At 60.0% G+C, this 12906-nt stretch carries 13 protein-coding genes; 6 read left to right on the top strand and 7 right to left on the bottom strand.

The window, feature by feature from the left end:
* The first annotated feature begins 12 nt into the window (after positions 1-12).
* The 3 genes from ACP3TY_RS14735 to ACP3TY_RS14725 all read left to right on the top strand — a co-directional run bounded on the left by ACP3TY_RS14735 (position 13) and on the right by ACP3TY_RS14725 (position 2986).
* Positions 13-792: an ABC transporter substrate-binding protein gene (locus ACP3TY_RS14735; protein WP_053119245.1), complete on the top strand. Its 780-nt coding sequence runs from the start codon at positions 13-15 to the stop codon at positions 790-792.
* Positions 793-974: 182 nt separating this feature from the next.
* Positions 975-2087 (top strand): succinylglutamate desuccinylase/aspartoacylase family protein, encoded by a 1113-nt coding sequence (locus ACP3TY_RS14730; protein ID WP_426617811.1) that lies wholly within the window; start codon positions 975-977, stop codon positions 2085-2087.
* 182 nt (positions 2088-2269) lie between these two features.
* The gene (locus ACP3TY_RS14725; RefSeq protein WP_426617810.1) at positions 2270-2986 is read left to right on the top strand and encodes an alpha/beta hydrolase; all 717 of its coding nucleotides are present in this window, start codon (positions 2270-2272) and stop codon (positions 2984-2986) included.
* On the opposite strand, the gene ACP3TY_RS14720 is transcribed toward ACP3TY_RS14725, so the two are convergent.
* On the bottom strand, positions 2976-3539 hold the full coding sequence (locus tag ACP3TY_RS14720) for a hypothetical protein (RefSeq protein ID WP_426617809.1): 564 nt from the start codon (positions 3537-3539) through the stop codon (positions 2976-2978). The genes ACP3TY_RS14725 and ACP3TY_RS14720 overlap by 11 nt on opposite strands.
* Before the next feature lie 213 nt (positions 3540-3752).
* A complete protein-coding gene (locus ACP3TY_RS14715; RefSeq protein WP_426617808.1) occupies positions 3753-4535 on the bottom strand; it encodes a hypothetical protein in 783 nt (260 codons plus the stop codon).
* 147 nt (positions 4536-4682) lie between these two features.
* Here ACP3TY_RS14715 and ACP3TY_RS14710 point away from each other — a divergent pair, with 147 nt between their 5' ends.
* Both ACP3TY_RS14710 and ACP3TY_RS14705 read left to right on the top strand, forming a co-directional pair.
* Positions 4683-5219, top strand: a complete 537-nt coding sequence (locus ACP3TY_RS14710; protein ID WP_426617807.1) for a chalcone isomerase family protein — start codon at positions 4683-4685, stop codon at positions 5217-5219.
* Positions 5220-5331: 112 nt separating this feature from the next.
* A complete protein-coding gene (locus ACP3TY_RS14705) occupies positions 5332-6651 on the top strand; it encodes an Nramp family divalent metal transporter (RefSeq protein WP_426617806.1) in 1320 nt (439 codons plus the stop codon).
* 226 nt (positions 6652-6877) lie between these two features.
* Here ACP3TY_RS14705 and ACP3TY_RS14700 read toward each other — a convergent pair whose 3' ends face one another.
* The 3 genes from ACP3TY_RS14700 to ACP3TY_RS14690 are packed head-to-tail and all read right to left on the bottom strand — an operon-like array spanning position 6878 to position 9459.
* Complete coding sequence (locus tag ACP3TY_RS14700; protein ID WP_212549166.1) at positions 6878-8059, bottom strand: acetyl-CoA C-acetyltransferase; 1182 nt, start codon at positions 8057-8059, stop codon at positions 6878-6880.
* A gap of 11 nt (positions 8060-8070) precedes the next feature.
* On the bottom strand, positions 8071-8736 hold the full coding sequence (locus ACP3TY_RS14695; RefSeq protein ID WP_105709018.1) for a CoA transferase subunit B: 666 nt from the start codon (positions 8734-8736) through the stop codon (positions 8071-8073).
* Between the two features lie 24 nt (positions 8737-8760).
* On the bottom strand, positions 8761-9459 hold the full coding sequence (locus ACP3TY_RS14690) for a CoA transferase subunit A (RefSeq protein ID WP_053119263.1): 699 nt from the start codon (positions 9457-9459) through the stop codon (positions 8761-8763).
* 267 nt (positions 9460-9726) lie between these two features.
* On the opposite strand from ACP3TY_RS14690, the gene ACP3TY_RS14685 reads away from it, so the two are divergent.
* Positions 9727-10611: a LysR substrate-binding domain-containing protein gene (locus tag ACP3TY_RS14685; RefSeq protein ID WP_426617805.1), complete on the top strand. Its 885-nt coding sequence runs from the start codon at positions 9727-9729 to the stop codon at positions 10609-10611.
* 169 nt (positions 10612-10780) lie between these two features.
* Here ACP3TY_RS14685 and ACP3TY_RS14680 read toward each other — a convergent pair whose 3' ends face one another.
* Both ACP3TY_RS14680 and ACP3TY_RS14675 read right to left on the bottom strand, forming a co-directional pair.
* Positions 10781-11623 carry an NAD-dependent protein deacetylase gene (locus ACP3TY_RS14680; RefSeq protein WP_401239085.1) on the bottom strand — a complete coding sequence of 281 codons (843 nt, stop codon included), beginning with the start codon at positions 11621-11623 and terminating at the stop codon, positions 10781-10783.
* 60 nt (positions 11624-11683) lie between these two features.
* Positions 11684-12730, bottom strand: coding sequence for a class I SAM-dependent methyltransferase (locus tag ACP3TY_RS14675; RefSeq protein ID WP_426617804.1), 1047 nt, complete (start codon positions 12728-12730; stop codon positions 11684-11686).
* Positions 12731-12906 lie beyond the last annotated feature (176 nt).

Here is a 12906-nt window from a genome sequence, read left to right as displayed (position 1 = left end):
CAGGAGTTATAAATGAAGAAGCTAGTGATGTTCGGTGCCCTGGCACTGTCGATGTTGTCCCTGACCGCTGTGGCCGAAGACGCCAAACCGATCCGCATCGGTATCGAAGCCGGTTACCCGCCATTCTCGATGAAAACCCCTGACGGCAAACTCACCGGTTTCGACGTGGACATCGGCGATGCGCTGTGCGCGCAGATGAAAGTTAAATGTACGTGGGTTGAGCAAGAGTTCGATGGCCTGATCCCGGCGCTGAAAGTGAAGAAGATTGATGCGATTCTGTCGTCGATGACCATCACCGACGACCGCAAGAAGAACGTCGATTTCACCATCAAGTACTACCACACCCCGGCCCGCTTCGTGATGAAGGAAGGCTCCGGCGTCAAGGATCCGCTGACCGAGCTCAAAGGCAAGAAAGTCGGCGTGCTGCGTGCCAGCACCCATGACCGTTACGCCACTGAAGTGCTGGTGCCGGCCGGGATCGACCTGGTGCGTTACGGCTCGCAGCAGGAGGCCAACCTCGACATCGTTTCTGGTCGTCTTGACGCGATGCTGGCCGACTCGGTCAACCTCAGCGACGGTTTCCTGAAAACCGATGCCGGCAAAGGTTTTGAATTCGTTGGCCCGACCTACGAAGACGCCAAGTACTTCGGCGGCGGCGCTGGCATTGCCGTGCGCAAGGGCGATACCGCCCTGGCTGAGCAATTCAACAAAGCCATCACCGAAATCCGCGCCAATGGCGAGTACAAGAAAGTCCAGGACAAGTACTTCGACTTTGATGTTTACGGTCATTAATACGCCGTAAGAAAAAAGTGGCCCCGTTTGCGCGGTGGCCACTTTTTTTGCGCCCATGATTTATCCTGCACCACACATTTCTAATGTAGGAGCTGCCGCAGGCTGCGATCTTTTGATCTTGTTTTTGAGTATCAAAAGATCGCAGCCTGCGGCAGCTCCTACAGAAACATCGGAGTTTTCCCATGCAACGCATCGATCATGTTCTGCCCTGGAGCCACTTGGGCAGCGAGCGCTCCCTCAGCGTGTTTCGCTACGGCGCAGGCACGCGCAAGGTGTACATCCAGGCCAGCCTGCACGCCGATGAACTGCCGGGCATGCGCACCGCGTGGGAACTCAAGCAACGCCTCAATGAACTTGAACAGCAAGGTCGCCTGCAAGGCGTAATCGAGCTGGTGCCGGTGGCCAACCCGATCGGGCTCGATCAGCACCTGCAAGGTGCGCACATGGGCCGCTTCGAGCTGGGCAGCGGCAAGAATTTCAACCGCGCGTTCGTTGAACTGAGCGCGCCGGTCGCGGCGATGATCGGCGAGCGTCTTGGCGCCGATGCCGAGGCCAACGTCGCGCTGATCCGTCAGACGATGCTTCAGGTGTTCGATAAGCTGCCAGCCCCGGCTTCGCAACTGGAAGCGATGCACCGCTTGCTGCTGCGTCACGCTTGCGATGCCGACATCACCCTCGATCTGCATTGTGATTTTGATGCTGCGATTCACCTATATGCGTTGCCGCAACACTGGCCGCAGTGGCAATCGCTGGCCGCTCGTTTGAAGGCGGGCGTGGCGTTGTTGTGTGAGGACTCGGGCGGCAGTTCGTTTGACGAATCCTGTTCGACGCCGTGGTTGCGTTTGGCGCGGGCCTTCCCGGATGCGGCGATTCCCGCTGCGAACCTCGCGACCACGCTGGAGCTGGGTAGCATGGGCGACACCCGCGTCGATCAGGCCCAAGCCAATTGCGAGGCGATTCTGGGTTTCCTTGCCGAGCAGGGTTTCATCAGCGGCGAATGGCCGGCCGCGCCGAGCGAGTGTTGCGAAGGCCTGCCGTTTGAAGGCACCGAATATCTGTTTGCGCCGCATCACGGTGTGGTGAGTTTCCTGCGCAATGCGGGTGAATGGGTGGAGAAGGGCGATGCGCTGTTTGAGGTGGTGGATCCGTTGCAGGATCGCGTGACCACCGTATGCGCCGGCACCAGTGGCGTGTTGTTTGCGATTGATCGCGGGCGTTATACGGAGCCTGGGATCTGGCAGGCGAAAGTGGCGGGGCGGGTAGCGTTTCGTACCGGGAAATTGACTAACGACTGAAAATTTTCGCGGAATTTTCCGGCCTCTTCGCGGGCAAGCCTTGCTCCCACAAGACCTACGCCGAACTTGTAGGAGCAAGGCTTGCCCGCGAAGGCGCCATCAACAACACCACTGAATTTCGATCCCTCACCGAGGAATGTTAGGCTCCCCCCCGAACCCGACACTCTGTGAAGGAAGGCTCTATGTTGAAGGCGTTTGCTCTGTTGACCCTGCTGGCGTCCACCGCCGTTCAGGCTCAAACCTCGCTGCAATCCGATCTGCCGCTCAAGTACATCGAACAGGTTCACGCCGACGCCGAGTCGCGTCCGCTGGTGATTTTCCTGCACGGTTACGGCAGTAACGAAGCTGATCTGATCGGCATGAAATTCCAGCTGCCAGCGCAGTACAACTACCTGTCAGTGCAGGCTCCGTTGTCGTTGGGCGAAGGACGTTATCAATGGTTTCGCAAGAAAGGCGAAGGTGCCTACAACGGCGAGACCGATGATCTGAAGGTCAGCGGCCAGAAACTGCGGGATTTTGTCGCGCAAGCGTCGAAGAAGTATCACACCACCCCGGACAAGGTGTACCTGATCGGTTTCAGTCAGGGCGCGATGATGACCTACGAAGTGGGCTTGCGACCGCCGGCAGCTGTTGGCGGTATCGCGGCGTTGAGCGGGCGCTTGTTGCCGGTGTTGAAAGCGGAGCTCAAAGCCGAACAACAGCCGCTGCCGCTGAGCATCTTCATCGGCCACGGTACTGCCGATGATCGAGTGCCGTACCACGACGGCACCGAAGCCAAAGCCATGCTGGAGAAGCTCGACTACAAACCACAATTTCACGCCTATCCCGGCGTTGGCCACAGCATCAGTGCGGCCGAACTGCGGGATCTGAACGGCTGGTTGCAGCAGCTCAATCCTTGAGGATGGTCTTGATCAGCTTGTCGTGGCCGGCCTTGTCGCTGACCCGGGAAATCACCTGAACCAGCGCCATGTGCGTGCCGGAGCCGGCCATCAACGTGGTGTTGCGGGTCTGGCCGCCGCCTTGAGTGGCGGTGCTGTCGACCTGACGCAGGCCGAGGCCGGTGCCTTTCTGCGTCAGACTTTTCTCGCTGAGCTTGTTGAAGTCCGGCAGCGCCTTACGCTGAGCGTCGATGAAGTCCGACACGGTGCCGTCGAGGAACGCGCTGTCGTTGTCCTTGACGTTGTTGCCTTCGGGAATCAGGTTTTCGGCGGCGATGACCACGGTTTTCGTCGTCTGGTTGGTGTACATCGTGCCCTTGGCGCCCGTCGGGCTGGTCGGCAACGGGTCGGCGACAAAGCCTTTGGGCAGGACGAAGGTGAACTTGCCGTCGAGCATCGAGACTTTCTCAGCGCTGGCGGTTTCTTTGGCCTTGGCCGCTTGAGCGTTGATGGCGCCGAGGCCGGCGACTGCCGCGAGTAAAAGGACAACGGCTTTTTTGCTCAACAGTGACATTCGAATCTCCAAGGGATGGTCGCGCTTAGGCGGGCGATCATCCCATGCAGAGGCCTGGCACTCCAGCCCGGCTCGTCTGAACCCGCCTCCTGAGGTCGGGTATGCACCTTGTGGCGAGGGGATTTATCCCCGCTGGCGTGCGCAGCGCGCCCATCTTTTTTACGACTGTTGCGCAGCCGAACGGGGATAAATCCCCTCACCACAGGGACAGTTTCAACTTTGAGGTTGGGGCGTTTTAGAGGAAGGAGGTTTTGCCAGCAGCTTGCGGGTAACGCCAAGCATCGCCACTGAAACCGCCACACCCACCGCAAACCCACTCAAGCCCATGCTCGGCAACGTCAGCGCCGACACCAGACAAAACGCCGAAAACGAATACATCCCCGTCGCCGTCGCGCGCAGCAATGCCGCTGTAAACGCCGGCCCGCGCGTCTGCTGGGAAAACACCGCCATCACACTGCCAAGCACCGGGAACACCGCGAGCAAACCGCTCCAGCGTTCACCGACGGTGCTGGCAAGCATCGTCACCACCAGCGTCAACGCCGCGCCGGCAATCATCCGCCAGATCAACTTGTCTGACTTCGGTGCCGTACCGTTCAGCACAGGCTGCGCGTCAGGAAACAAATAAGGCGAGGCGAGCAGGGCAACCGCCGCCGCCACCACCGAAAACGGCAGCGACGGTGGAATCAGCGACAGCACCAGCGCCAACACAGCCCAGACCGTCATCGATATCGCCAGCGCCCATGGCCAGTTCGCCCGTTGCGCGACCTGCGCATAGGTAATGCAGAAAGCGATCATCGCGAACATTGCCGACAACGCCGCCACCGCCGAATGTGCGGCAAATTGCGGCCCCTGTTCGATGGCGAGGAAAAATAGAATCGGCCCGACCACCACCGGCAACCCCGACAGCCACCCGGCCACGCTCGGCCCCCAGCGCTTGCCCGCCAAAGAAATCAGCAAGAGAAAACCGGGAATCAGCAGCAGTTTGAGGATCAGCACGCAGGTGGCTCCGTCGAGTGAGAGACGCTCACGTTAGCATCGACGAACGCGGATTGCTGCATCGTTGTACAAAAATTGTATACAAAGTGCTTGAGCGGATAGCCGACTATGCTCTGGTTATCAGGGCTTGCCGGAGTCGATGCCGCGATGAACAGGACACCGAAGGTGTTACGTGGATGCTGCGGCATAGGCTTGTGGGCCTTGTTGCTCACGCCGACCTGGGCCAATTGGCAGGACGCCGTGCCCGGTGCGCAAATCATCGGCACCGGTGATTTCAGTGTGTTCGGTTTCGATGTCTACAACGCGCGATTGTGGAGTGCCGCGCGACCGCTGGCGGAAGGTCAACCCTTCGCGCTCGAGCTGATTTACCGCCGCACCATTTCTCGCGATGATCTGGTCAAGGCCAGTGTCGACGAAATCAAACGTCTCGGAGGGCACCGTGTCAGCCCGGCGCAGCTTGCCGGTTGGCAGATTCAGATGCAGCAATCCTTCGTCGATGTGCAGGCCGGCACGCGGATCACTGGTGTGTACTTGCCGGGGCAGGGCGCGCGGTTTTTTGTCGGGCAACAGTTGCAGCATGAGATCGATGATCCGCAGTTCGCCCGGGCGTTTTTCGACATCTGGCTGGATCCGCGCACACGCAGTCCCGAATTGCGCGAGCAGTTGTTGGGCGTGGGTCGATGAAGATCAAAAGATCGCACCTGTAGGAGCTGCCGCAGGCTGCGATCTTTTGATCTTCAACGTAACCGCTGAAACGTCTAAGCTGCGTCTTTCCGACTTGTTTCTGGATGTGTGCGTGAAATTCAGTGTGCCCAAAATCGCCACAGCGCCGTTTTGCCCGCCGGAAGTGGCCGGCAGTGTCGCGGTCGACCCCAACGCCCCCTTCTTCAAACGCGTACTGCGTTTCGCCGGCCCCGGTCTATTGGTGTCGATCGGCTACATGGATCCGGGCAACTGGGCGACTGCGATCGAAGCCGGTTCGCGCTTCGGCTACAGCCTGTTGTTCGTGGTGTTGCTGGCGAGTCTGGCGGGCATGGTTGTGCAATGTTTGTGTTCGCGGCTGGGCATCGCCACCGGCCGCGATCTGGCGCAGTTGTCCCGCGAACGCTACAGCACACCGACCGCGCGCTTGCAGTGGATATTGGCGGAGATTTCTATCATCGCCACCGACCTCGCCGAAGTGCTCGGATGCGCACTGGCGTTTCACCTGCTGCTCGGTTGTTCGCTGACCTTCGGCATTGCCCTTACCGCGTTCGACACGCTGCTGGTGCTGGCCCTGCAGAACCGTGGATTTCGCCGACTGGAAGCGATCATGTTGGTGCTGGTCGCGACCATTGGCGTGTGTTTCTTCGTTGAGCTGGTGCTAATCAAACCGTACTGGCCTGACGTTTTCCAAGGCTTCAAACCGTCGCTGTCGGCAATCAGCGACGCTGCGCCTTTGTACCTGGCGATCGGCATACTCGGCGCGACGGTGATGCCGCATAACCTCTACCTGCACACCTCGATCGTGCAGACCCGGATGATCGGCAAGGATCTGGCGAGCAAGCAGGACGCGGTGAAACTGGCGCGCATCGACACCATCGGTTCGCTGGCGCTGGCGTTGCTGGTCAACGCGGCGATTCTGATTCTCGCGGCAGCGGCGTTTCACCAGTCCGGGCACACCGACGTGGTCGACATTCAAGACGCCTATCACTTGCTCGACCCGCTGGTCGGTGGCGCGCTGGCCAGCGTGTTATTCGGCGTGGCGCTGCTGGCGTCGGGGCAGAGTTCGACCTTTACCGGCACCATCGCCGGGCAGGTGATCATGGAGGGTTATCTCAATCTGCGGATTCCGTGCTGGCAGCGGCGCTTGATCACGCGCGGACTGGCGCTGATTCCGGCGTTTATTGGCGTGTGGTTGATGGGCGATAACGCGGTGGGGAAACTGCTGGTGATGAGTCAGGTGGTGCTGAGTTTGCAGCTGCCGTTTGCGCTGTATCCGCTGATTCGCATGACCAATGACAAACAGCTGATGGGGCCGTTTGTGAATCGGTGGCCGACAAGGGTGTTGGCGTGGGGGTTGTTTGCGGTGATCAGTGGGGCGAATGCCTGGTTGATCCTGCAGTTGGCTGGCTGAGTTTTGAGGTGTTTGAGCTGGCCCCATCGCGGGCAAGCCTTGCTCCTACATTGGATGTGTGAACCCGATCCTGTAGGAGCCCAGCTTGCTCGCGAAGGGGCCAGAACATTCAGCGCAGATTTTGAACAGACAAAAAAAGACCCGGTGCAACCAACGCTGCACCGGGTTTTTTGTTGCCAGCAACCAACGGATGTCGTGGATCCGCCGCCTGCCGTTGAACTCTTGCTTACGCGCGTTCCAGCGCCAATGCCACGCCCTGACCGCCGCCAATGCACAAGGTCGCCAGACCCTTTTTCGCATCACGCTTGATCATTTCATGCAGCAGCGTCACCAGCACGCGGCAGCCCGATGCGCCGATCGGGTGGCCCAGCGCAATGGCGCCGCCGTTGACGTTGACCTTGCTCAGATCCCATTGCAGATCCTTGGCCACCGCCAGCGACTGTGCAGCGAACGCTTCGTTGGCCTCGATCAGGTCGAGCTGGTCGATGTTCCAGCCAGCCTTGTCCAGGCAGCGGCGAGTCGCCGATACCGGGCCGATGCCCATGATCGCCGGGTCAACGCCGGCGTTGGCGTAAGCAGCGATTTTCGCCAGTACTGGCAAACCCAAGGCTTTGGCTTTTTCCGCGCTCATCAGGATCACAGCGGCAGCACCGTCGTTCAGCGACGAAGCGTTGCCGGCGGTGACACTGCCGTCCTTTTTGAACGCCGGACGCAGTTTCGCCAGCGATTCAGCGGTGGTGTCGCCGCGTGGCTGCTCGTCGACCTTGAACGCCAGCGGATCGCCTTTGCGCTGTGGAATCAGGATCGGCGTGATTTCATCGACAAAGCGACCGGCCTCAATGGCGGCGGCAGCTTTCTGCTGGGACGCGGCAGCAAAGGCGTCTTGCTGCTCGCGGCTGATTTCGTATTTGTCGACGAGGTTCTCGGCAGTGATGCCCATGTGGTAATCGTTGAACGCATCCCACAGACCATCGCTGATCATGGTGTCGACGATTTGCGCGTGGCCCATGCGCAGACCGGTGCGGGCGCCCGGCATTACATAGTTGGACAGGCTCATGTTTTCCTGGCCGCCGGCGATGATCACGTCCGCGTCGCCGCAACGGATTGCTTGCGCGCCGAGGTGCAGGGCCTTGAGGCCCGAACCGCAGACTTTGTTCAGGGTCAGCGCCGGTACCGCGTGCGGCAGGCCAGCCTTGATCGCCGACTGACGCGCGGGGTTTTGACCTGCGCCGGCGGTCAACACCTGGCCCATGATCACTTCATCAACTTGGGCACCGTCCAGACCGGTTTGTTCGAGCAACTGGCGGATCACCGCCGCGCCCAGATCCACCGCAGAAACGCTGGCCAGGGCACCCTGGAAACTGCCGATCGCGGTACGCGTGGCGGCAACAATGACGACGTCTTGCATTTTCGAATTCCTCACTCGGCAGCGAACTGCATTTCCGGTACGTGATCCGGGACGATCAGTTTACCAGCGGTTTTGGCGACGATTTCCTCGACGCTGACGCCAGGTGCGCGTTCCTTGAGGACAAAAGCGCCATTTTCGATTTCCAGATAGGCGAGGTCGGTCAGCACACGCTTGATGCAACCGGCGCCGGTCAGCGGCAGGCTGCATTTGGACAGCAGCTTGGACTCACCATCTTTCGATGCGTGGGTCATGATCACGATGATGTTGTCGGCTCCGGCCACCAAATCCATCGCGCCGCCCATGCCCTTGACCAGTTTGCCAGGGATCATCCACGAGGCGATGTTGCCTTCGACGTCGACTTCAAACGCGCCAAGCACGGTCAGGTCGACGTGGCCACCGCGGATCATCGCGAAGGATTCGGCGGAGTTGAAAATCGACGCGCCGATGCGTGCCGTCACGGTCTGTTTGCCGGCGTTGATCATGTCGGCATCGATGGTTTCTTCAGTCGGAAACGGGCCCATGCCGAGCAGGCCGTTTTCCGATTGCAGCATGACTTCCATGCCTTCAGGAATGTAGTTGGCGACCAGGGTCGGAATGCCGATACCGAGGTTCACGTAGAAGCCGTCCTGCATTTCGCGGGCGACGCGCTGAGCCATTTGTTCGCGGGTAAGTGCCATGTTGTTATTCTCCGTCAGCCTGAATTATTTGCGGATGGTGCGCTGTTCGATGCGTTTTTCGAACGTGCCGCAAATGACCCGATCGACGTAGATGCCCGGGGTGTGAATCTGCGTCGGATCCAGCTCGCCGGGTTCGACGATTTCTTCGACTTCGACCACAGTGATCTTGCCGGCGGTGGCGGCCAGCGGGTTGAAGTTCTGCGCGGTGTGACGGTAAACGACGTTACCGAAATGGTCGGCTTTCCAGCCTTTGACGATGGCGAAGTCGCCGGTAATGGACTCTTCCATCAGGTACTTGCGACCCTTGAACTCACGCACTTCCTTGCCATCGGCGACGGGAGTGCCGACGCCGGTGGCGGTGAAGAAGGCCGGGATGCCGGCTCCGCCCGCGCGCATTTTTTCAGCGAGGGTGCCTTGCGGGGTCAGGATGACTTCGATTTCGCCTTTGAGCAGTTGCTCTTCGAACAGCTTGTTTTCGCCGACGTAGGAGGCGATGACTTTGCTGATCTGGCGATCGGTGAGCAGCACGCCAAGGCCGAAACCGTCGACGCCGCAGTTGTTGGAAACGACGGTGAGGTCGCGGGTGCCCTTGCGTTTGATCTCGGCGATCAGGTTTTCCGGAATGCCGCACAGACCAAAGCCGCCGGCGATGACGGTCATGCCGTCCTCAAGCCCGGCCAGGGCTTCCTCGTAAGAACTCACGCGCTTGTCGAAACCTGCCATATGCACCTCTTTTATTATTTGCGGGCGGCTGGCTAGCCGAATGGTTGGAGTGTCGCGCTGGGGGATATATTTGTTAAGTTGATTTTTAAGGTTGATTGATTGATAAAGCTCAATAATCACCACGTTATGGCTGATCGTTACCACGCTCCGCGTGGTAGCGCCTCCATGGACGCTCCGCGTCCAGTGACGCAGAGCGTTACGGGGCTGCATTCCCACGCGGAGCGAGGGAACGATCATGCATCGGGTTTCATGCTCAGAGGTTTTATTATGACCATTAAGCAGATCCGCGCCTTTCTCGCCGTGGCGCAGAGCCTCAGTTTCGCCGTGGCTTGCGAGCGGCTGCACCTGTCGCAATCGGCGTTGAGCCTGACCATCAAAGCTTTGGAAGAAGGTTTGGGCGGGCGCCTGTTCAGCCGCAACACACGCAACGTCGCGCTGACCCCGGAGGGTGAATCGCTGCTGCCATTGGCGCGACGGCTGATCGCCGATTGGGACAACGCCGAAGACGAAATGCGCCAGCGCTTCAGCCTGCAACGCGGGCGCGTGACGCTGGCGGCGATGCCGTCGTTTGCCGGCAACTTGCTGCCGCCGATCCTCAAGACGTTTCGTGCGCGCTATCCGAACGTCAACGTCACGGTCAACGACGTGATCAACGAGCAAGTGCTGGAGATGGTGCGTGATCGTCAGGTGGAATTGGGTGTAGCGTTCGAGCCGATGCAGAACACCTCGATGACGTTCACGCCGCTGTATATGGATCGCTTCGTCGCCGTGGTGCCGAAGGATTCGCCGCTGGCCCGGCTTAGCGAGATCGATTGGCAAACGTTGTTGCAGGAGCCGTTCATTACCTTGCAACGACCCTCGACGGTGCGGGTGATGCTTGAAGAGCACTTGCAAGCGCGCGGTATGAAATTGCCGGTGGAGTTTGAGAGTCATCAACTGGCGACGGTGGGGCGCATGGTGGCCAGTGGGTTGGGGGTGAGCGCGGTGCCGGCGTTGTGTGCCGAGCAAATGCAGGAATTGGGCGCGCATTGTTTGACGTTGATTGATTCGGTTGAGCGGGCGATTGGCGTGCTGACGGAACCGGGGAATGAACGCTCGGCGGCGGCGCAGGCGTTGTTCGATATTCTCCTCCAGCAGGAAAACTATGCCTGAAACGCATCCTGTGTAGGAGCTGCCGAAGGCTGCGATCTTTTGATTTTGGTTTTAAAGATCAAAAGATCGCAGCCTTCGGCAGCTCCTACAGGGGTGTGTCAGTGAAGGGGATTTTGGCTGACAGGACGCTTTCGCGAGCAAGCCCGCTCCCACAGGGGAAAATGCGGTGTCAGGGAGTGAGATGTTGTGTTAGCAGGGGCAAAACCTGTTCGCAAGACGCTTCGATTTTCAGATCGAGCAAATCATCCGCCCGCGTTTTGCCCAGGTTAATCGCAATCAACGGCTTGCCCCGATCCGCGATCACCCGGCACAAGCGAAACGCCGAATACGCCATCAACGACGACCCCACCACCAACAAACCCGCAGCACTTTCCGCTGCGGCCATCGCCCGTGCCGCCGTATGGGCCGCGACGTTTTCGCCGAAAAACACCACATCCGGTTTCAGCCGTTCGCTGTCGCAATGCGGGCAGCGCGGCGATTGAAAGCGTGCTTCGAACGCCGGGTCGAGCAGGGTATCGCCATCGGGTGCCTGTACCGCATCGACGCCGGCCAGGTACGGGTTCTGCGCTTCCATCACCTGCTGAATGGCGTCGCGCTCGCTGCGTTGGGCGCAATCCAGACACAACACTCGGTGCAGGCTGCCGTGCAGTTCGATGACATCGTGACTGCCGGCCTGATCGTGCAGGGTGTCGACGTTTTGCGTGATCAGTCCGCTGATTCGCCCGTGACTTTGTAACGTGGCCAGCGCCTCGTGCGCAGGATTCGGCCGGGCCTGACGCACTCGCGGCCAACCCAGCATCGCCCGCGCCCAGTAGCGGCGGCGTGATTCCGGCGCAGCGAGGAACTCCTGATACATCATCGGCTGCCGACCCCGACGCACGCCGTCGCTGTCGCGGTAATCGGGGATGCCCGAAGGCGTGCTGATGCCGGCGCCGGTCAGTACCAGAAAATCGCCATCGGCCATCGCCTGTTGCAGCGTGTCGAGGTGTTCGCGGGTCGGGCTGTCGAGCATGGCAAGCGCTCCGAAGGCTGGAGGATGACATGCAGGTTAGCACTGACTTTTCTGGCTGGGTTATTTACGCGCCTCGAGTATCAGGTTGAACGGTGTTTGTGTAGCACGGCGAAAATGCCTGAAACCTGCCTCGGTAAACACCTTTCGCAAACGCAATTCCCCAGCCTGCGCACCGAGACCCAAACCCACCTCCTGCGACAACGAATTCGGCGTGCAAATAAACGTCGACGCCGCGTAAAACAACCGCCCGACCGGGTTGATGTTGTCGTCCAGCGTATCGTTGGCGAATGGCTCGACCAGCAGCACCGTGCCGTCATCCTTCAACGAATCGTAGGCATGTCGCGCAGCACCGACCGGGTCGCCCATGTCGTGCAGGCAGTCGAAATAGCAAATCAGGTCATAGTCATCGCCCGGGTAACTTTTCGCGGTGCCCTGAAAAAACGTCGTCCGACTGCTGACGCCACCTTCTTCAGCGCGCTGAGTGGCGACGGTGATCGACGGCGCGTGGTAGTCGAAACCGACGAAACGTGAATTGGGAAACGCCTGCGCCATGATCACCGTCGAGGCGCCGTGACCGCAGCCGACATCAGCGACTTTAGCGCCGGCCTCCAGTTTGGCGACCACGCCGTCCAGTGCCGGCAACCACTCGGCGATCAGGTGACCCTTATAGCCAGGCCGAAAGAAGCGCTCGGTGCCGGTGAACATGCACGGATGGTGATCGCCCCAGGGCAGGGCGCCGTTGCCGCGCATGGCTTTGACCAGTTTGTCTTTGTCGTGGAAAAACGACGCCACCACGCCCAGTCCGCCGGCGACGTATACCGGCGAATCCTCCACGGCCAGCGCCAGTGCCTGTTCTTCCGGTAAACGGAATTGGCCGTTGAGGTGCTCCATGTAGCCGGACGCCGCGTGGGCGCTGAGCCATTCGCGCACCAGACGTGGGTTGCAGGTGGTTTTTGCGGCGAGGGCTTCGGGGCTGATTGGTTGGCTGTCGGCCATCGCCCGGTACAACCCGAGCTCTTCGCCGACGATGACATTGGCCAGCATCGCCGCGCCGCCCATGTCGTTGACCAGTTTGCCCATGAAGTCGTTGAGTCGGGCCTCGTCCATTGTGTGTGCTCCTGAAACAGGATCACAGTCCGGCGGCGTTGACGGTCGAGGCATGCGCCACCGGGCGGTGGTCGGGGATTCGGGCAGGGCGTTCGCTGCGCCCTGCGGCCCCCTCGACTGGGTATAAATGAGTGTAGGAGCTGGCGAGTGAAACGAGGCTGCGATCTTTTGATTTT

This window comes from Pseudomonas rustica (assembly GCF_049959085.1).
In the GTDB taxonomy this organism is placed as follows: Bacteria; Pseudomonadota; Gammaproteobacteria; order Pseudomonadales; family Pseudomonadaceae; genus Aquipseudomonas; species Aquipseudomonas rustica.
Note: the sequence above shows the minus strand (reverse complement) of the source record. Positions and strands in the feature narration are given on the sequence as shown.

What these genes read in the sequence shown, in the direction of transcription:
- ACP3TY_RS14735 (WP_053119245.1), top strand. Translation starts at nt 13, where the DNA reads ATGAAGAAGCTAGTGATGTTCGGTGCCCTGGCACTGTCGATGTTGTCC.
- ACP3TY_RS14730 (WP_426617811.1), top strand. Translation starts at nt 975, where the DNA reads ATGCAACGCATCGATCATGTTCTGCCCTGGAGCCACTTGGGCAGCGAG.
- ACP3TY_RS14725 (WP_426617810.1), top strand. Translation starts at nt 2,270, where the DNA reads ATGTTGAAGGCGTTTGCTCTGTTGACCCTGCTGGCGTCCACCGCCGTT.
- ACP3TY_RS14720 (WP_426617809.1), bottom strand. Translation starts at nt 3,539, where the DNA reads ATGTCACTGTTGAGCAAAAAAGCCGTTGTCCTTTTACTCGCGGCAGTC.
- ACP3TY_RS14710 (WP_426617807.1), top strand. Translation starts at nt 4,683, where the DNA reads ATGAACAGGACACCGAAGGTGTTACGTGGATGCTGCGGCATAGGCTTG.
- ACP3TY_RS14700 (WP_212549166.1), bottom strand. Translation starts at nt 8,059, where the DNA reads ATGCAAGACGTCGTCATTGTTGCCGCCACGCGTACCGCGATCGGCAGT.
- ACP3TY_RS14695 (WP_105709018.1), bottom strand. Translation starts at nt 8,736, where the DNA reads ATGGCACTTACCCGCGAACAAATGGCTCAGCGCGTCGCCCGCGAAATG.
- ACP3TY_RS14690 (WP_053119263.1), bottom strand. Translation starts at nt 9,459, where the DNA reads ATGGCAGGTTTCGACAAGCGCGTGAGTTCTTACGAGGAAGCCCTGGCC.
- ACP3TY_RS14685 (WP_426617805.1), top strand. Translation starts at nt 9,727, where the DNA reads ATGACCATTAAGCAGATCCGCGCCTTTCTCGCCGTGGCGCAGAGCCTC.
- ACP3TY_RS14680 (WP_401239085.1), bottom strand. Translation starts at nt 11,623, where the DNA reads ATGCTCGACAGCCCGACCCGCGAACACCTCGACACGCTGCAACAGGCG.
- ACP3TY_RS14675 (WP_426617804.1), bottom strand. Translation starts at nt 12,730, where the DNA reads ATGGACGAGGCCCGACTCAACGACTTCATGGGCAAACTGGTCAACGAC.